The organism is Bradyrhizobium sp. 23, from assembly GCF_023073295.1.
Taxonomy (GTDB): Bacteria; Pseudomonadota; Alphaproteobacteria; order Rhizobiales; family Xanthobacteraceae; genus Bradyrhizobium; species Bradyrhizobium canariense_D.
Window position 1 is genome coordinate 1,826 of sequence record NZ_JADPJF010000032.1, and the last position, 16,367, is coordinate 18,192.

The window sequence follows — 16,367 nt, forward strand, 5'->3', positions numbered from 1 at the left end:
CAAATCTACCGCAGGTCTTCAAAAATTCACGTCGATCGTCATCTTCTGTCGAGGTATGACATCCACGTCACGAACGTCTTCGGACCGACATAATTTAATTCGTTAGATGTATTTAATCGATCATGCAATGCAACGTAAGCGGGGCTGCGAGGCCCACCAGATTGTTTGTGCGTAGACCTGTGAGCGCCGTTAGAAGAGTCATCTTCTGCAAGGGTGCTCACAATGGACGACCATTCGGACGACATAAGACGACCGTTGTCACCGCGCATAGAAGTGTACGCCGGCGGCGGCCGGAAACAGTGGCCAGATGATTTGAAGGCGCAGATTGTCGCGGACAGTCTCGAGCCGGGCGCGATCGTAACAGATGTCGCACGTCGCCATGGCTGCCGGCCCCAGCAGGTGCATGACTGGCGGCGCCGGGCGCGTTTGGGTCAACTGGTGCTGCCAGCTGCGGCGGGTGCACTGTCGTTTGTGCCGTTAGTGTCGGAATCGTCGCCATCGGCGGCTGCAGCTCCCTCCGGGGCGCCGGAAGCAGCCGTTGTGACGGTTGAGCTCCATGGGGCACGAGTTGAGGTGCGAGGGACGCCTGGACTTGCCGTGCTGAGTGATGTGTTTGTTGCGTTGCGCCGGACACGTTCATGCTGACGGCTCCCGCTAACCTCATGATTTACGTTGCGAGCCGACCTGTAGACTTCAGGAAGGGCGCGGATGGTCTGGCGCTGTTGGCGAAGGAGACGCTGGGCCACGATCCGATGAAGGGCGTGGCGGTGGTCTTCCGTGCGAAGCGCGCTGATCGGGTGAAGATCGTGGTCTGGGATGGTAGTGGCCTCGTGCTGTATTGGAAGCGGCTTGAGGGCAGCGCCTTCAAGTGGCCGCCGGTCGTTGACGGCGTCATGCGAATGAACGCCGCGCAGTTGTCCGCGCTTCTGGCCGGCATGGATTGGACACGCATGCATGCGCCTCGAATCCCGCAGCCGAAAGCGCTTGCGTAGGACATAAAATCTTCGCTGCATCGGGGCGCGAAGCATGGCAGACTCGGGCCAATGAGTGATTTGCCTGATGAACTGCCGAGCGATCCAGCCGAGTTGCGTGCCTTTGCCGCGGCTCTGCTGGATCGCTGCGCCAGGCTCGAGCGGTTGCTCAAGCTTGCAAAAGACGCGCAGTTCGGTCGATCGTCGGAAAAGCTTGACGCTGATCAGCTCCAGCTTATTCTGGAGGATATTGATCAGGCTGTCGCGGCTCTCGAAGCAGCCGAGGACCGCGCCAATCCCAAAACACGCGAGAAGAGAGCTGCCGAGCGCAGGGCCAATCGTGGCAAGCTGCCGGAGCATTTGCCGCGCATCATCGAGACCCTGATGCCCGCTGCAACCTGCTGCCCATGCTGCGCAGGCGACCTTTTTGAGATCGGTCACGATGAGAGCCAGAGGCTGGACGTCGTACCGGCGCAGTATCGCGTTATCGTCACCCGCCGCCCCAAACTGGCCTGCCGCGCCTGTCACGGCGTCGTCCTCCAGCATGCTGCTCCCGAGCGATTGATCAGGGGAGGACTGCCGACCGAGCGGCTCGTCGCGCATGTGATCGATGCCAAGTATCATTGGCATTTGCCGCTTTACCGCCAGACGCAGATGCTGGCGACGCACGGTATTGCCATCGACCGTTCCACGCTCGCCTTCTGGGTCGGCTATGCGGCCCAGGAATTGAAGCCCTTGTGGCATCGTCTGCGCCAGCTTCTGCTCGCCTCTCCGAAGCTCTGTGTCGATGAGACCCCGGCGCCGGTGCTGGATCCCGGGCGCGGCAGGACCAAAACCGGCTACTTCTGGGCGCTGTCGCGCGATGACAGGCCTTGGGCCGGGCCTGATCCGCCCGGCGTGGTCTATGCCTATGCACCAGGCCGCGGCGCCGTTCATGGCTTGCGACTGCTCGAAGGCTATCGCGGCATCATCCACTGCGACGGCTATCAGGCTTACAAGACCATGATGCGAGAGACGCGTGCGGACGCCTTGTCCGGGACGCTCGCATTCTGCTGGTCGCATCTCCGGCGCCAGTTTGTGAAGATCGAGCGCGAGGCTTCGCCGGCGCCGGCGCCGGTTGCCCGCGAGGCCCTCGAGCGCATCGCCCAGCTCTACGCGGTCGAGAAAGTCCTCCGTGGCCGATCTGACGCCGAGCGCCGCGCGGGCCGGCAGGCGCATGCCCGGCCGTTGGCTGCAGCCTTGAAGCAGTGGTTTGAGGCGAAGCTTGGTCACCTCGCGCAGAAGAGTGAGACGGCGAAAGCTTTACGCTCTGCACTGCGTCATTGGGACGGCTTGACGCTCTACCTTGATGACGGGCGCATCGAAATGGACACCAACGCAGTCGAGCGTGCGATGCGGCCGATCAAGCTCAATGCCAAGAACGCCCTGTTCGCCGGGTGTGACGAGGGTGCTGAGAATTGGGCATTGCTGGCGTCGCTCATTGAGACCTGTAAGCTCAACGGCGTCAGCGCCGAGTATTGGCTTGCCGACGTTCTCGCAAAGCTCGTCAATGGCTGGCCGGCGGCACGGCTGGACGAACTGCTTCCCTGGGCATCCACCTATACGATGCATGCACAAGATCCGAGGCTTGCGGCATGAGCCTCAGCACGACCGCGGTCCGGATCAAGGTGACTCTCAAGGACGTGAAACCGGAGGTGATGCGATGCCTTGTCGTGCCGCTCACGCTGCGCCTTGATCGGCTGCATCTGACGCTTCAGGCGGCGTTTGGCTGGACGAATAGCCATCTCTTCGAGTTCTTCGCTGGTGAGGCACATTGGGGGATTCCCGACCCCGACAATGATTACGGCCACCAGCCCATGGATGCCCGTAAAGCGCGGCTTTGCGATATCGTTCGAGAGACTGGCGCCAAGACGATCCACTATCTCTATGACTTCGGCGACAGCTGGGACCATGTGATCAAGCTCGAAAAATGGTTCGACAACACCACGACGGAGGGCATGCCCTTCCTGCTCGAGGCCGCCGGTCGTTGTCCTCCGGAAGACGTCGGCGGTGCGCCAGGCTATGCCGAATACCTCGACGCCATCAGCGACCCTGCTCATCCGGAGCACGAACATATGCGCCGCTGGGGCCCAGAGCGGTTCGATCCCAACGTAATCGACCGGAAGGCCCTCGAGGCCGCCGTCGACGCGTTGTCCGACACATGGAAACCGCGGCGACGCGCCACGCGAACAAAATAGACGTCAAGCGCCATTCAAAAGGGCCGCAGAGCTACGCTTACAATGCAACGAAGGCGGCTTCATTCGGGGTTGGGTGAATCCGAAAGTGTACCTCCTCAGCGGCGGTGGCGCTCTTGAGTATGTCCAGAGCAGTGATCCGTCGGGAACGGATGGGAGTATCGTCCTAATTAAATGGACAGCTTCTTGATGTTGTTGTAATTTTCTCGGGTTTCAGCTTCGGAACTGATGTTTTGGAGCAACTCATGCCGGAGTATCGAGCCTACATTCTTGGATCGGACGGCCACATACAGCTTCGCCTTGAACTTGATTGCGTCGACGAACCAACGGCGAGCGAACGAGCCAAGCAGCTCGTTAACGGCCAAGACGTCGAGCTTTGGGAAGGCGCGCGCAAAATCGCGACATATAGGCCAGAAGAGTAAGGTCGCCGACACTGGCGCGCTGGACCAACCCACATTTCGATTGCCGCGACGAGGATCTTGCTCATAGGGGCATAAGCGCACACTGCGCGTCATTCGTGGTCGCCGTTGCTTCGGGGGCAATCGCCTCCCGGCGCGAGTAATCATTCGCCTCTGTGCGTGCTTGAGGCTCTGTTCTTTCATTTGCACAAGCGACGTTGCATTCTTGGAAATGGGACGACAGCTCAAGCTCAGCCAAGTGCTCCCAGTATTCTGCTTCCGCGAGGAGCTTCCATTTATTCACGCCATTGTACGCTGCTTGTTGACGACACAGCGAACCCATCGCGCGTAAGCGTCGCACCTTCTCCACTGCGGACCCCCTTCGGCTTGTTTTTCACAAACCTGTTATTTCTGAGTGTCAGAGTTAAAGTCTCGCAGATTGAAATGACAAGCCCGGTGTTTGACTGGTTTTATGACAGCGCAATAGTCTGACTTTTGCCGCTAGCGTGCATCCGGTTGAAACATTGACTAGATCGATAAACCCCGCTCTTCCGACTGCCCGCAATCCCCCTCGCGGAGGCGCTTAGGAAGGTGGCGGCTCCAGTCCGATGACTGGAGCCTTTTGTCCGCCATCCATCAAAGCAGGTGAGCAGCCCCAGCGCTGAGTGCAATGTCGAGTGTCAGCGCCAGAGCGTCGTCCGCCTGCGCTCTGCGCAGGCATGCAATAAGGTTCGCACCAGCAGCAGTGAACTTTTGAGCGATCCTTCTTCGATTATGGTTAGCTTTTCATCACTCCGACGTTTGATCCTTGCTTTGTCTCGCCGCATTGGACCACGAACCTGCTCGACGATCGATGCCAATTGATCAACACAACCCCCGCTATTGCGCGAGCCTCGGAGGGCTATCAGTTACTGCAACTTGGACACTAAGAGCCCGACACACGCAACGAGCGTTGCCGTACTCAGGGTCAAGAGCTGCTCGGTGCGGGCTTGCAGATAGCGGTTAGCAACCAGCTGATTCAGTTGGTTTCGAAGCCCCTCAGATCGAATTTGCTGGAATGCCAGTTCGCAGAGCGCTCACACCATCTAATGGGACGTAAGCTCTGACAGATTGCGACGCGCGCAAGCAGGAGCCAGCGTGCAGCTTTAAACGTTTATGGGCGTGGATCGATCTCGAAGATGATCGACATGGACCGGACCGAGCGCTTCTTTGCCGGATGACTGTCGTGGGCACGATCTGCCTCTGCGCCGCGTTTACGATGTGGATGCTCGTTTGAGCCGCCACTCATGCGCCAACGGAGGCGCCCTATTTCGGTGGCTGCCATCTTGGCAAGGCCAGCCACTCGGTTACTGACAAGGTCAGCCACTCGGTTACTGAGACGTGATTTCGTTCTGCCGGGCCTTCCTAAGCAGACTGTCTCGTTTGTCCTGGCGGAAATGACCCGGCTTCATCACGTAGCTGTTGAGCTTCTAGGTCAAGCCGAGCCCTCTCTTGCGAGATCGCCGCGGCGTTTGCCGCGTCCCGGAAAGCGGAACTCCCTATGGTATTACCCATGCGCATTTCACAATTGCGGAGCGGCGCGCTGGGACCTAACTCCTCAATCACCCTGAGAGACAACAATTCGCCTCCGAGCGCGTGTGGTTGGAGTTTTTGAGATTGAGAGCTTCCACAGCTGAATTGGACTTTGAGCGCGAGGCGTAGGCGGATTCAAACAAAGTTCGAGTTGGCCGCCCCATGACGCTCGAAATGCGATGCGGCGATCGTTAGAGGAGGCCGCAGTGACGCTTCCCGGCGAAATGGTAACCGATTTCTGGCAGCACTACCGGCGGCGGACCTCGATCTGCTGGCGCCCGAGCTAGAGATGGTAGCGCTCGATCGGGATGCGGTCGTCTCGCAGGCGGGTGACCAGACCGAGCACGTCCTCTTTCCTCATAGTGGCGCCATTTCTGTGATGATCGACATGGCCAACGGACAGACGGTCGCCAGCGCCGCAATAGGGCGCGAGGGAGCAGTAGGCACTCTTTCCGTGCTAGAGCCGTCCCCTTCGGCCGTTACCGCCGTCGTTCGTGCCGCGGGCATCGCCTCGCGAATCCCCTCATCGGACAAGGCGCACGTTCTGTCATTAGACGTTGGCAGTCGGTTGGGCCTATTTAGAGGTCCAAGGTCAGCTTTTTCGACTTTGCACCCGAATAGCAAATCATGATCGTCTTGTTTGTCTCTTGTTCCTGCTTGCTCAGAAACTGCTCGCGGTGATCCGGCATGCCTTCGATCACGCGTGTCTCGCAGGTTCCGCAGCCACCTTCCACAAGCGAAATTCCTGAATCGATCAGTGCATCCAGGAATCGACTTCCCGGGCTCAACGGCAATCGTACGATATCGAAACATAACGGCCGTGCCCATCTTCCAACCCAAGATCGCGCGAACCATCGGTTTGCTTCAGCGACGCGGAGCCATCTATCCACGGCCGCACGGGTTTCTCGCGACAGATTGATTTCGAAATGGCCTGGAGAAATATGAGATACCGCTCCACATGTCGGGCGAACTGAACTCACGGGCCAACTCAGCCAGCCGTCAAAGCCCCGACCTTGAGCCAGAAGGTGTTCTGCGGATTCCGACGCGTGTGCCATCACGGCCGGAAACACTTTTGCATTGGCGGACGCTGGTCGTGACGAGCGCCAAGACCCGATGCGACGAGAGCAACTTCATGAGTAGAATCCGAGAACGGCCTTTGTCTCGAGATATTCTTCCAAACCCCTCTAGGCCGTACTCCCGGCCGTTGCCGGAACGCTTGTATCCACCGAAAGGTGCGTTCGGGTCCCAGTCAGGATAGTTCACATGGACCTGACCAGACCGGATCTCTCCGGCTACGGCCCGCACCGTTTCCACATCCGTGCCCTGCACGTGGGCGCCGAGGCCGTAGACAGTGTCGTTGGCGATCTCGATCGCCTCCTCCACTGTGTTGTAGGAAATGATGGACAGCACGGCGAATTCCGCACCAATGCATTATTTCGACTGCTTGTCCGATTGTTCGCTGTAGTACCCTATCCTACGATGAGGGCGTAACAGACCACCCCAAGTAGCCTCGGCGGTATATACTGAGATGAAAGCCACGGAGATAGGCCACTATGGTCGATGTAATGCACGACGCCGTTTAGTTTGATTCGGGAACGAGCATCAGAAGCTCCATTTCCAAACGCGTTCAAAAAATTCGGCGGCATCAGAGCTGCTTACATAACGAACTCAGCAGCTTAAGCGCTGGCTGGGGCGGGAGGGATCGAACCTCCGAATGGCGGAATCAAAATCCGCTGCCTTACCACTTGGCTACGCCCCATCAGGCCCTCGGGAAACGGCGGCGACAGGAGCGTCCGCGGATTCCCTCGAGTGGTGCCGGTCTATAGGGAGAGGCGCGGCATTTCAACCGCCCGGAGGGGCAAAATACCACAGGCGCCGGTGGCGCCGCGCCATGCCTTACAGGAGCGCTACGCCAGCCCGTTGCCGACGGGCGTTCCGCCACCCCTCCTGACAGTTGAGACCTGCCCCGTTTCATGGGAATACGGCGCCAAGAACTGTCCACGGGAGTGAGCCATGACCTACCGCGCGCCGATCTCTGACATGCTGCTGTCGCTCAACCACGGCGCCGGCCTGAAAGCTGCCATGGAGGCCGGCCATTACGGCGATTTCGACGGCGATATCGTGAGCGCCGTGCTGGAGGAAGCCGGCAAGTTCGCAACCGACGTGCTGGCGCCGCTCAACAAAGTCGGCGACGAGCACGGCATCAAGCTCAGCGACGGCAAGGTCACGACCGCGCCGGGCTGGCCGGATGCCTACAAGCGCTGGACCGAGGGCGGCTGGAACGCGGTCTCCGGCCCCGAGGATTTCGGCGGCCAGGGCCTGCCGCTCGCGATCAACGCCGCCTGCACCGAGATCTGGAGCGCCGCCAACGTCGCCTTCGGCCTCTGCCCGCTGCTGACGGCGTCGGCGATGGAGGCGCTGGACGCGCATGGCAGCGACGAGCTGAAGAAAATCTATCTCGAGAAGCTCGTCTCCGGCGAATGGACCGGCACGATGCAGCTGACCGAGCCGCAGGCCGGCTCCGATGTCGGCGCGTTGCGCACCCGCGCCGAGAAGCAGGCCGACGGCACCTATCGCATCAAGGGGACGAAGATCTTCATCACCTACGGCGAGCACGACATGACCGACAACATCGTGCATTTCGTGCTGGCGCGCCTGCCGGACGCGCCCGCAGGGACCAAGGGGATATCGCTGTTCCTCGTGCCGAAATTCATGGTCAACGAAGACGGCTCGCTGGGTGCGCGCAACGACATCTTTGCCTCCGGCGTCGAGCACAAGCTCGGCATGCATGCCTCCCCCACCTGCACCATGACCATGGGCGATCATGGCGGCGCGATCGGCTTCCTGGTCGGCGAAGAGAACCAGGGCATGCGCTGCATGTTCACGATGATGAACCAGGCCCGCCTCGGCGTCGGCCTCGAAGGCGTCGGTGTTGCCGACCGTGCCTATCAGCAGGCATTGTCGTACGCACAAGAGCGCAAGCAGGGCCGCGCCCTCGGCAACAAGGGTGACGGTTCCGATGCGATCTTCGTGCATCCCGACGTCAAGCGCATGCTGATGCGGATGCGGGCGCAGACCGCTGCGGCGCGCACCATCTGCTATGCGACCGCGGTGGCGATCGACGTCTCGACGCGTGCCAGGGATCCGAAGGTCCGCGCCGACGCTGCCGCGCGTGCGGCATTGCTGACGCCGATGGCCAAGGGCTATTCGACCGACATCGGCAACGAGGTCGCCTATCTCGGCGTGCAGGTGCATGGCGGCATGGGCTTCATCGAGGAGACCGGCGCGGCGCAGCACTATCGCGATGCCCGCATCACCGCGATCTACGAGGGCACCAACGGCATCCAGGCCATCGACCTCGTCACGCGAAAGCTCGCGGCCAACGGCGGCGCGTCGGTGTGGGCGCTGCTCGACGAACTCTCCGCAATCGTGAAGCAGGTCGAAGCCTCCAACGATCCCGCCTTCGGCACCACGGGCGTGAAATTGCGTGAGGCACTGGAGGCGCTGACGCGCACCAGCAAATGGCTGCTGGAGCGGCTTCCTTCCGCGCCGAACGAGGCGCTGGCCGGCGCGACGCCGTATCTGCAACAGTTCGGCGCCACGCTCGGCGGCTGCATGCTGGCGTCTGAAGCGCTCGCCGCGAAATCCGACGGCATCGCGGACGCCGGGCGCTACGTCTCGCTGGCGCGCTTCTTCGCCGAGAACATCGCCGTGCAGGCCGGCGCGCTCGAGCGCACCGTGACGGAGAGTGCGGAGTCGGTCGCGGCAGCGGATGCGGTGCTGTTGGGGTAGCTGGGACGCGTAGCCCGGATGGAGCGCAGCGCAATCCGGGGCCATCATTGCTGGTGACACGAATTCCGGATTGCGCTGCGCTCCATCCGGGCTACGAAGCCGCAAGCTTCGTACGTCGCCCCGGCCGCCATAGTACGACGCTCGCCGCCACCACGTCGAGCACCACGCACATCGCAAACGCGCTCGTGTAGTCGCCGGTTACGCTGCGCACGAGACCGACGATGCCGGGGCCGAAGGCGCTGACGATGCCGCTGATCGAGGTGCCCAGCCCCATCGCAGCGGCGAAGGCGCCGGCGCCGATCTCGCGCTGGATGATCAAGGGCGGGAACGTGATCATGTTGCCGATCGAGAAACCGTAGACGGCGCAACACACGAGCAGCACGGTCGGATTCGTGCTTTGCAGAAGCACGAACAGCGCCGCCGCCTGGCTCGTCATCGATGCCGCGCAGGCGAGCCGCGGATCGAGCCGGTCCACGAACAGGCCGAGCGAGAGGCGCCCGACCACCGCCATCGCCGCCATGACGGTGACGGCAAGGCCCGCACTGGCGCGGCCGATCAGCGGTTCGAGGAACGTCACCTGATGGATGATGAATCCCATCTGCGCCAGCAGCGCGACCGCGATCGGCAGCACCATGGTCCAGAACGCCGCGTTGGCGAGCAGCGTCTTGCGTGAGTGAACCGCAGGCAAGGCAGTGCCGCCAGTGGATGGATTCCCACCCGACGTCGGCGGCATTTCGGTTCGCCACCCGGTGAAGATGACCACCACCGGCAGCACCAGCACCACCATCGCCAGCGTGGCCGCCAGCATCGCGGAACGAAAGCCGATGCTGCCGCTCAGCGACAGCAGCAGCGGCACGAGCACGATGCCCCCGCAGGTCGCGCCGTTGTAGGCGAGGCTGAGCGCGAGCCCGCGGCGCCGTTCGAACCAGGAGTTCAGCACGGTCGCGATCACCACCGTGCCCATGCCGGTCCAGCCGACCGACATCAGCGCATAAGCGAGATAGAGCTGCCACGGCGTCTGCAGCAGCGCCAGCAGCACCGTCGAAGCGCCGAGCGCCGACAGGCCGCACAGGATCAGCGACCGCAGCCCGATGCGGGCGAGCAGATCATCGGTGAAGATGACGAGGACGGCAGTCAGGAGAAAGGAGAAGGTGCTGGCCGCGGAGACCAGCGTGCCCGGCCAGCCATGGGCGCGCTGCAGTTCCGCGAGATAGACGCCCTGACCGTACAGGCCGAAGCCGAACATGAAGAAAGCCATCAGGAAGCAGGCCAGCACGACGCGCCAGCCGCGATAGTGCAGCGAGGATTCGTCAACACGAGTGGCGGCAATCATCAATCGGGCAATCGGCCAAATGGAACGGCGCGAGGTGATCGTGCACCACAACCAGTGGTTTTTCAATCGAAAATGGCGGTTGATCATTGCAACGCGGAACACGGCGGCGAGCGTGATGCGCCCGTCTCGGGCGAATTCGGTCTCCAAAAGGTCGCGCTAGCGCATTGGCACGCCTGCAAGATGATGTAGGCTGCCGTTTCGCGAGCCTAGCAAGGTCAGTATCGCGGCGACCGCAGGGGCCCCTCATGCCGAATGGCAATATCGTCGTCAGCGAAGAGCGCGGAACGCGCGTGATCACCCTGCGCCGCCCGAGCAAGAAGAACGCGATCACGCAGGACATGTATCGGGAGATGAGCCGCGCGATCGACACCGCGCAGAACAATCCCGACATCCGCTGCATGATCATCACCGGGGGCTCCGGCGTGTTCACCGCCGGCGACGACATCGACGATTTCATGCACGCCGACACGTCGCGCCCCGAGACGCTGTCCGACGGCGCCAAGTTTCTCTATTCGCTAGCTCTCAACGCCAAGCCGGTGATCGCGGCCGTGGACGGCGCGTCGATCGGCATGGGCACCGTGATGCTGTTCCATTGCGACTATGTGCTGGCCTCGAACGCGGCGACCTTCTCCGCGCCCTACATCCATCTCGGGCTCGTGCCGGTCGGCGCGTCCAGCCTCTTGATGCCGAACACGATGGGCTACCAGCGCGCCTTCGCCATGCTGGTGATGGGACGGACTTTTACGGCCGCGGAAGCGCATGCCGCCGGCTTCGTCAACACCGTGGTCTCGCCGGGTCATACCGAGGTCGAGGCACGCAAGGTGGCGCGCGATATCTGCCGGCTTCCCGCCGAAGCGGTCGCGATCTCGCGCAAACTGCTCCGCGTCGCATCCGAGGAGCTCACCCGCCGCATCGATCAGGAGGCCCATCTGTTCGGCGAGCGGCTGAAGTCGGAAGAAGCCACCGCCGCGTTCAACGCGTTTATGAACAGGAAGAAGCGGTAGGCTGTCTTCCCTCTCCCATGGCGGGAGAGCCTGGCTCGCCGCAAAGCGGCGAGACGGGTGACGGGTTCTATCCGCGAGTCGAACTCACATTTGAATTTGCGGAGACACCCCCTCATCCGGCGCTTCGCGACACCTTCTCCAGAAGGGGAGAAGGAAGAAAGCTTCGTGAAATCTTCGTGCGGAACGACTAGTCTGGTTTCATGCAACATGTTCTCCGGCTGACCGTCTTCTCGCTCGCGCTCGCCGCCCTGCCCGCGTCCGCCCAAACCGCCGCACCCGTCGAGCTGCGCATCCTGGCGATCAACGATTTCCACGGCAATCTGCGCCCGCCGCCGGGCGGCATCCGGATCAGCGATCCCGAGGACAAGGCCAGGAAGGTGATGGTGGCGGCCGGCGGTGCCGAATACATGGCGACGCTGGTGAAGCAGCTGCGCGAGGGACACAAGAACACGATCTTCGTCGCCGCCGGCGACCTGATCGGCGCGAGCCCGTTCCTGTCGGCGACGTTCCACGACGAACCGTCGATCGAGTCGCTCTCGATGATGGGGCTCGCGATCAGCTCGGTCGGCAATCACGAATTCGACGAAGGCAAGACCGAGCTCCTGCGGATGCAGAACGGGGGCTGTCATCCCGTCGACGGCTGTCAGGGGCCGCATTCCTTTACGGGCGCCAGATTCCGCTATCTAGCGGCGTCCACCATCGAGACGGCGACGGGCAAGAGCGTGCTGCCGCCTTACGAGATCAGGGAATTCGAAGGCATCCCCATCGCCTTCATCGGGCTGACCTTGAAGGACACCGCGGGCATCGTCTCGCCATCGGGCATCACCGGCCTCGAATTCCGCGACGAAGCCGAAACGGTGAACGCGCTGGTGCCGCAGCTGAAAGCGCGTGGGGTCGAGGCGATCGTGGTGCTGATCCACCAGGGCGGCGAGCCGGCCGGCGACTACAATGAATGCCCTGCCATCACGGGGCCGATCGTCGACATCGTGAAAAAATTCGATCGCGCCGTCGACCTCGTCGTCAGCGGCCACACCCATCGTGCTTATGTCTGCGATATTGACGGGCGGCTCGTCACCAGCGGCGACAAATACGGTACCCTGGTCACCGCGATCGACCTCAAGCTCGATCCGGCGACGCGCGACGTCGTCGGCGCCAGGGCGGAGAACGTCCTCGTCGCCAATGCGTCGCTGCCTAGGGATCCCGAGCAGACCGCACTGATCGACGCTTACGACAGGCTCTCGGCGCCGATCGCCAATCGCCCGGCTGGATCGGTGATGCAGACGCTGTCACGCGTGCCGAACGAGGCCGGCGAAAGCCCGCTTGGCGACGTCATCGCGGACGCGCAGCTCGCCGCGACCAGGGACGCCAAGGACGGCAGCGCCGTCATCGCGCTCACCAATCCCGGCGGCATCCGCACCGACATCGTTCCAAAGGAGAACGGTGCGATCACCTTCGGCGACGTTTTCGCCAGCCAGCCGTTCCGCAACCGGCTCGTCACCATGACGCTCACGGGCAGCCAGCTCAAGGATATGCTGGAGCAGCAATGGCTCGATCCGAAGCGGCCGCGGATACTCCAGGTCTCGAACGGGTTCAGTTACGCCTGGGATGCGGCGAAGCCATTCGGCGAGCGCGTGATCAACGAGAAGATGACGCTCAATGGCAGGCCGATCGAAGCCGGAAGCGGCTACCGCGTCACCCTCAACGATTACCTCGCAGTCGGTGGCGACGGCTTTACGGCCGCCAAACAAGGCACGGGGCCGCAATATGGCGGCTACGACGCCGACGCGCTGTTCGCGTTCTTCAGGGCGCACGGACCGATCGGGCCGTTGCCGCTGAGCCGCATCCTGCGCGTGAATTGATCCGGATCAAACGGGCTGGTTCGGGACACCCTTTGCCATTCCCGGGGGAACGCATAGATTGGGTTTTGCATTTGCGTTTTGGCGCCGGATGCGCCAAGCGACGTCGAGAGCCCGCATCCCATGAGGCCGACTGATGAGTACGCTTCTCCTCTCCCACAAGGCCTGCCTCGACCACGTCACGCCGCCGGGACACCCTGAAAGGCCGGACCGCCTGCGCGCGGTGGAGGAGGCGCTGTCGCATGAGCGCTTCCAGTTCCTGGTGCGCGACCAGGCGCCGGAGGGCGATCTCGATCTCGTCACGCTCTGCCACAACGAGCACTACGTCACGGAGCTGCGCCACATCGCGCCGACCAGCGGACAGGTCTATATCGATGGCGACACCTCGATGTCGCCGGGCACGTGGGAAGCGGTGATGCGCGGCGTCGGCGGCGCGGTCGCAGCAACCGAAGCGGTGATGGCGGGCGAGCATCGCAACGCCTTCGTCGCGGTGCGCCCGCCCGGCCACCACGCCGAGATCGGCAAGCCGATGGGCTTCTGCTTCTTCGACAACGTCGCGATCGCCGCGCGCCACGCGCAGCGCAAATACGGCATCAAGCGCGCGGCCATCGTCGATTTCGACGTTCATCACGGCAACGGCACGCAGGACATCTTCTGGTCGGACCCGACCGTGATGTACTGCTCGACGCACCAGATGCCGCTGTTTCCGGGCACCGGTGCCAAGAGCGAGCGCGGCGACCACGACACCATCGTCAACGCGCCGCTCGCCTCCGAGGACGGTGGGCCGGAATTCCGCATCGCATTCGAGAATTTGATCCTGCCGCAGCTCGAAAAATTCAGCCCGGAACTGCTCGTCATTTCTGCCGGCTTCGACGCGCATTATCGCGATCCGCTGGCGTCGCTGAATTTGCGCGCGGAGGATTATGCCTGGGTGACGCGCAAGCTGATGGACCTCGCCGACAAGACCGCCGGGGGGCGCGTTGTTTCTGTGCTCGAGGGCGGCTACGACCTGCAAGGACTGAAAGAATCTGTTACGGCGCATGTCGGCGCCCTGATGGGCGCCTGACACACCCGCCACATTGCGCCCGCAAAACTTTGCTTTCTGCGACGTGAAGCGAATCGGGCAATCGGAAACTTATATGGCCGAAAATACCCAAATCGACATCTCCAGGCTGACCTTCGAACGCGCCATCGAGGAGCTCGAAACGATCGTGAAACGGCTCGAGGACGGCAAGGTGCCGCTCGAGGAATCCGTGACGATCTACGAGCGCGGCGAGGCCCTGAAGCGCCGCTGCGAGGAGTTGCTGCGCCAGGCCGAGGCGCGCGTCGACAAGATCACCACCGATGCCAGCGGCCAGGCGACCGGCACCGCGCCGCTCGACGTCCAGTAAGGGCCGCCTTCAAAGCCGCCTATCTCACGCAGCGCGCACCGGCAATTTTTCATGATCGCACGCCGCCGTCGGCGTTGCTGCTGCTTGATTCCAGGGAACCGGCGCTCCGGAGATTATGGAACCTCCCTCAGAGCGCCCCTCGCCCTCCTGAATCCGGCCTAAAAATAGCTTCCCCACGCGAAAAACCTCGCCGAGGAACCGGGCTAGCTTGGAACCCTTCCGATGGCGCCAGGATTAACCACTCTGGCCCGCGGTTTGCAGGTGCATGCCCGTAATCGGGCCCAGCGGGTTGGCTTTGGCCCAAGCTTTGGTGTAAAGCTGCGTGGAGTGTGGCTTTTTGTAAGCCTTGCGTGGGCACTGATTACCGACGACAAGCGCTTCAAACTGCTGATGAATTGGCTGGGATGGACGAAGCCGATCTAAGTGACAGGGATCACAGAGACTGAACCGGAGAGCACTTAAGCTCACCTAAGCTTGAAGACGGGGCTTTGCCCCATGCAGGTGGCTCCGACGGTTTAAGGACTCGCGCTGCGCCGATATTGAGCAAACCCATCGCGCGCCGGAACGATCTTCCGGCGCTGACAAATTGGAAATCGCCGTGAACGCATATAGTAAAACGCCGCTTCTCGACACCATCCGGACGCCGGACGACCTGCGCAAACTCAAGGTCGAGCAGGTTCGCCAGGTCGCCGACGAGCTGCGTCAGGAGACCATCGATGCCGTCTCGGTGACCGGCGGTCACTTCGGCGCAGGCCTCGGTGTGGTCGAGCTCACCACTGCGATCCATTACGTCTTCGACACCCCGCGCGACCGGCTGATCTGGGACGTCGGCCACCAGGCCTATCCGCACAAGATCCTCACCGGCCGGCGCGATCGCATCCGCACGCTGCGCACCGGCGGCGGCCTGTCCGGCTTCACCAAGCGCAGCGAGAGCGATTACGATCCGTTCGGCGCCGCGCATTCCTCGACCTCGATCTCCGCCGGCCTCGGCATGGCGGTCGCGCGCGACCTCTCCGGCGGCAAGAACAACGTTATCGCCGTCATCGGTGACGGCGCGATGTCGGCGGGCATGGCCTATGAGGCCATGAACAATGCGGGGGCGATGAACTCGCGCCTGATCGTCATCCTCAACGACAACGACATGTCGATCGCGCCGCCGGTCGGCGCGATGAGCGCCTATCTGTCGCGGCTCTACTCGGGCAAGACCTATCGCACGCTGCGCGATGTGGCCAAGCAGATCAACCAGCGCCTGCCCAAGATCCTCGCCAACCGAGCCAACCGCGTCGAGGAATATTCCCGCGGCTTCATGATGGATGGCGGCACGCTGTTCGAGGAGCTCGGCTTCTATTACGTGGGCCCGATCGACGGCCACAACCTCGACCATCTCCTGCCGGTGCTGAAGAACGTGCGCGACATGGAGACCGGCCCGATCCTGCTCCACGTCGTGACGCAGAAGGGCAAGGGCTACGGCCCGGCGGAAGCCTCCGCCGACAAGTACCACGCGGTCGTCAAGTTCGACGTCGCGACCGGCACCCAGGCCAAGTCCAAGCCGAACGCGCCGGCCTATCAGAACGTATTCGGCCAGAGCCTCGTCAAGGAAGCGGAGAAGGACGACAAGATCGTCGCCATCACCGCGGCCATGCCTTCCGGCACCGGCGTCGACATCTTCAACAAGGCGTTCCCGGACCGCACCTTCGACGTCGGCATCGCCGAGCAGCACGCAGTGACGTTCGCCGCCGGTCTCGCCACCGAGGGCTACAAGCCGTTCTGCGCGATCTACTCGACGTTCCTGCAGCGCGGATACGACCAGATCGTG

At 62.4% G+C, this 16,367-nt stretch carries 16 protein-coding genes, 1 tRNA gene and 1 pseudogene; 12 read left to right on the top strand and 6 right to left on the bottom strand.

Annotation, left to right across the window (positions count from 1 at the left end):
• Positions 1 to 222: 222 nt before the first annotated feature.
• The 4 genes from IVB32_RS04145 to IVB32_RS04160 are packed head-to-tail and all read left to right on the top strand — an operon-like array spanning position 223 to position 3,208.
• Positions 223 to 645: a transposase gene (locus IVB32_RS04145; RefSeq protein ID WP_247282116.1), complete on the top strand. Its 423-nt coding sequence runs from the start codon at positions 223 to 225 to the stop codon at positions 643 to 645.
• Positions 639 to 992 (top strand): IS66 family insertion sequence element accessory protein TnpB, encoded by a 354-nt coding sequence (tnpB, locus tag IVB32_RS04150; RefSeq protein WP_247282115.1) that lies wholly within the window; start codon positions 639 to 641, stop codon positions 990 to 992. The genes IVB32_RS04145 and tnpB overlap by 7 nt, the downstream gene beginning before the upstream one ends.
• 51 nt (positions 993 to 1,043) lie before the next feature.
• Positions 1,044 to 2,609 (top strand): IS66 family transposase, encoded by a 1,566-nt coding sequence (locus tag IVB32_RS04155; RefSeq protein ID WP_247409890.1) that lies wholly within the window; start codon positions 1,044 to 1,046, stop codon positions 2,607 to 2,609.
• The gene (locus IVB32_RS04160) at positions 2,606 to 3,208 is read left to right on the top strand and encodes a plasmid pRiA4b ORF-3 family protein (RefSeq protein WP_247365006.1); all 603 of its coding nucleotides are present in this window, start codon (positions 2,606 to 2,608) and stop codon (positions 3,206 to 3,208) included. Before IVB32_RS04155 ends, IVB32_RS04160 begins: the two co-directional genes overlap by 4 nt.
• 167 nt (positions 3,209 to 3,375) lie before the next feature.
• Here the strand turns inward: IVB32_RS04160 and IVB32_RS04165 are convergent, their stop codons facing one another.
• Positions 3,376 to 3,720 carry a hypothetical protein gene (locus IVB32_RS04165; protein WP_247372083.1) on the bottom strand — a complete coding sequence of 115 codons (345 nt, stop codon included), beginning with the start codon at positions 3,718 to 3,720 and terminating at the stop codon, positions 3,376 to 3,378.
• Positions 3,689 to 3,973, bottom strand: coding sequence for a hypothetical protein (locus IVB32_RS04170; RefSeq protein WP_247372085.1), 285 nt, complete (start codon positions 3,971 to 3,973; stop codon positions 3,689 to 3,691). The genes IVB32_RS04165 and IVB32_RS04170 overlap by 32 nt, the downstream gene beginning before the upstream one ends.
• Positions 3,974 to 5,464: 1,491 nt before the next feature.
• Here IVB32_RS04170 and IVB32_RS04175 point away from each other — a divergent pair.
• Entirely contained in the window at positions 5,465 to 5,806 is a 342-nt protein-coding gene (locus IVB32_RS04175; protein ID WP_231190922.1) for a cyclic nucleotide-binding domain-containing protein, read from the top strand.
• Here the strand turns inward: IVB32_RS04175 and IVB32_RS04180 are convergent.
• The 3 genes and pseudogenes from IVB32_RS04180 to IVB32_RS04190 form a co-directional block, all read right to left on the bottom strand.
• Entirely contained in the window at positions 5,754 to 6,230 is a 477-nt protein-coding gene (locus tag IVB32_RS04180) for a 2Fe-2S iron-sulfur cluster binding domain-containing protein (RefSeq protein ID WP_083926417.1), read from the bottom strand. The two genes, IVB32_RS04175 and IVB32_RS04180, sit on opposite strands and share 53 nt — an antisense overlap.
• 75 nt (positions 6,231 to 6,305) lie before the next feature.
• Positions 6,306 to 6,585: pseudogene (locus IVB32_RS04185) on the bottom strand (aldehyde dehydrogenase family protein); the annotation flags it as partial.
• A gap of 274 nt (positions 6,586 to 6,859) precedes the next feature.
• Positions 6,860 to 6,934: transfer RNA gene (locus tag IVB32_RS04190), tRNA-Gln, on the bottom strand.
• A 254-nt stretch (positions 6,935 to 7,188) separates the two neighbouring features.
• Here IVB32_RS04190 and IVB32_RS04195 point away from each other — a divergent pair.
• A complete protein-coding gene (locus tag IVB32_RS04195; RefSeq protein ID WP_085352538.1) occupies positions 7,189 to 8,967 on the top strand; it encodes an acyl-CoA dehydrogenase in 1,779 nt (592 codons plus the stop codon).
• A gap of 91 nt (positions 8,968 to 9,058) precedes the next feature.
• On the opposite strand, the gene IVB32_RS04200 is transcribed toward IVB32_RS04195, so the two are convergent.
• A complete protein-coding gene (locus IVB32_RS04200; RefSeq protein ID WP_247369197.1) occupies positions 9,059 to 10,300 on the bottom strand; it encodes an MFS transporter in 1,242 nt (413 codons plus the stop codon).
• A 245-nt stretch (positions 10,301 to 10,545) separates the two neighbouring features.
• On the opposite strand from IVB32_RS04200, the gene IVB32_RS04205 reads away from it, so the two are divergent.
• The 6 genes from IVB32_RS04205 to dxs all read left to right on the top strand — a co-directional run.
• Positions 10,546 to 11,304, top strand: a complete 759-nt coding sequence (locus IVB32_RS04205; protein WP_018456264.1) for an enoyl-CoA hydratase-related protein — start codon at positions 10,546 to 10,548, stop codon at positions 11,302 to 11,304.
• A 200-nt stretch (positions 11,305 to 11,504) separates the two neighbouring features.
• Positions 11,505 to 13,163 (top strand): bifunctional metallophosphatase/5'-nucleotidase, encoded by a 1,659-nt coding sequence (locus tag IVB32_RS04210; RefSeq protein ID WP_247369200.1) that lies wholly within the window; start codon positions 11,505 to 11,507, stop codon positions 13,161 to 13,163.
• Between the two features lie 133 nt (positions 13,164 to 13,296).
• Positions 13,297 to 14,226 carry a histone deacetylase family protein gene (locus IVB32_RS04215; RefSeq protein ID WP_018456262.1) on the top strand — a complete coding sequence of 310 codons (930 nt, stop codon included), beginning with the start codon at positions 13,297 to 13,299 and terminating at the stop codon, positions 14,224 to 14,226.
• 73 nt (positions 14,227 to 14,299) lie between these two features.
• Positions 14,300 to 14,551, top strand: coding sequence for an exodeoxyribonuclease VII small subunit (locus tag IVB32_RS04220; protein ID WP_007594646.1), 252 nt, complete (start codon positions 14,300 to 14,302; stop codon positions 14,549 to 14,551).
• A gap of 222 nt (positions 14,552 to 14,773) precedes the next feature.
• A complete protein-coding gene (locus tag IVB32_RS04225) occupies positions 14,774 to 14,974 on the top strand; it encodes a hypothetical protein (RefSeq protein ID WP_085361378.1) in 201 nt (66 codons plus the stop codon).
• Positions 14,975 to 15,149: 175 nt separating this feature from the next.
• The coding region (gene dxs / locus IVB32_RS04230; protein ID WP_247409896.1) for a 1-deoxy-D-xylulose-5-phosphate synthase at positions 15,150 to 16,367 on the top strand (1,218 nt) is incomplete at its 3' end.

What these genes read in the sequence shown, in the direction of transcription:
- IVB32_RS04145 (WP_247282116.1), top strand. Translation starts at nt 223, where the DNA reads ATGGACGACCATTCGGACGACATAAGACGACCGTTGTCACCGCGCATA.
- tnpB (WP_247282115.1), top strand. Translation starts at nt 639, where the DNA reads ATGCTGACGGCTCCCGCTAACCTCATGATTTACGTTGCGAGCCGACCT.
- IVB32_RS04155 (WP_247409890.1), top strand. Translation starts at nt 1,044, where the DNA reads ATGAGTGATTTGCCTGATGAACTGCCGAGCGATCCAGCCGAGTTGCGT.
- IVB32_RS04160 (WP_247365006.1), top strand. Translation starts at nt 2,606, where the DNA reads ATGAGCCTCAGCACGACCGCGGTCCGGATCAAGGTGACTCTCAAGGAC.
- IVB32_RS04165 (WP_247372083.1), bottom strand. Translation starts at nt 3,720, where the DNA reads ATGACGCGCAGTGTGCGCTTATGCCCCTATGAGCAAGATCCTCGTCGC.
- IVB32_RS04175 (WP_231190922.1), top strand. Translation starts at nt 5,465, where the DNA reads ATGGTAGCGCTCGATCGGGATGCGGTCGTCTCGCAGGCGGGTGACCAG.
- IVB32_RS04180 (WP_083926417.1), bottom strand. Translation starts at nt 6,230, where the DNA reads ATGGCACACGCGTCGGAATCCGCAGAACACCTTCTGGCTCAAGGTCGG.
- IVB32_RS04195 (WP_085352538.1), top strand. Translation starts at nt 7,189, where the DNA reads ATGACCTACCGCGCGCCGATCTCTGACATGCTGCTGTCGCTCAACCAC.
- IVB32_RS04200 (WP_247369197.1), bottom strand. Translation starts at nt 10,300, where the DNA reads ATGATTGCCGCCACTCGTGTTGACGAATCCTCGCTGCACTATCGCGGC.
- IVB32_RS04205 (WP_018456264.1), top strand. Translation starts at nt 10,546, where the DNA reads ATGCCGAATGGCAATATCGTCGTCAGCGAAGAGCGCGGAACGCGCGTG.
- IVB32_RS04210 (WP_247369200.1), top strand. Translation starts at nt 11,505, where the DNA reads ATGCAACATGTTCTCCGGCTGACCGTCTTCTCGCTCGCGCTCGCCGCC.
- IVB32_RS04215 (WP_018456262.1), top strand. Translation starts at nt 13,297, where the DNA reads ATGAGTACGCTTCTCCTCTCCCACAAGGCCTGCCTCGACCACGTCACG.
- IVB32_RS04220 (WP_007594646.1), top strand. Translation starts at nt 14,300, where the DNA reads ATGGCCGAAAATACCCAAATCGACATCTCCAGGCTGACCTTCGAACGC.
- IVB32_RS04225 (WP_085361378.1), top strand. Translation starts at nt 14,774, where the DNA reads ATGGCGCCAGGATTAACCACTCTGGCCCGCGGTTTGCAGGTGCATGCC.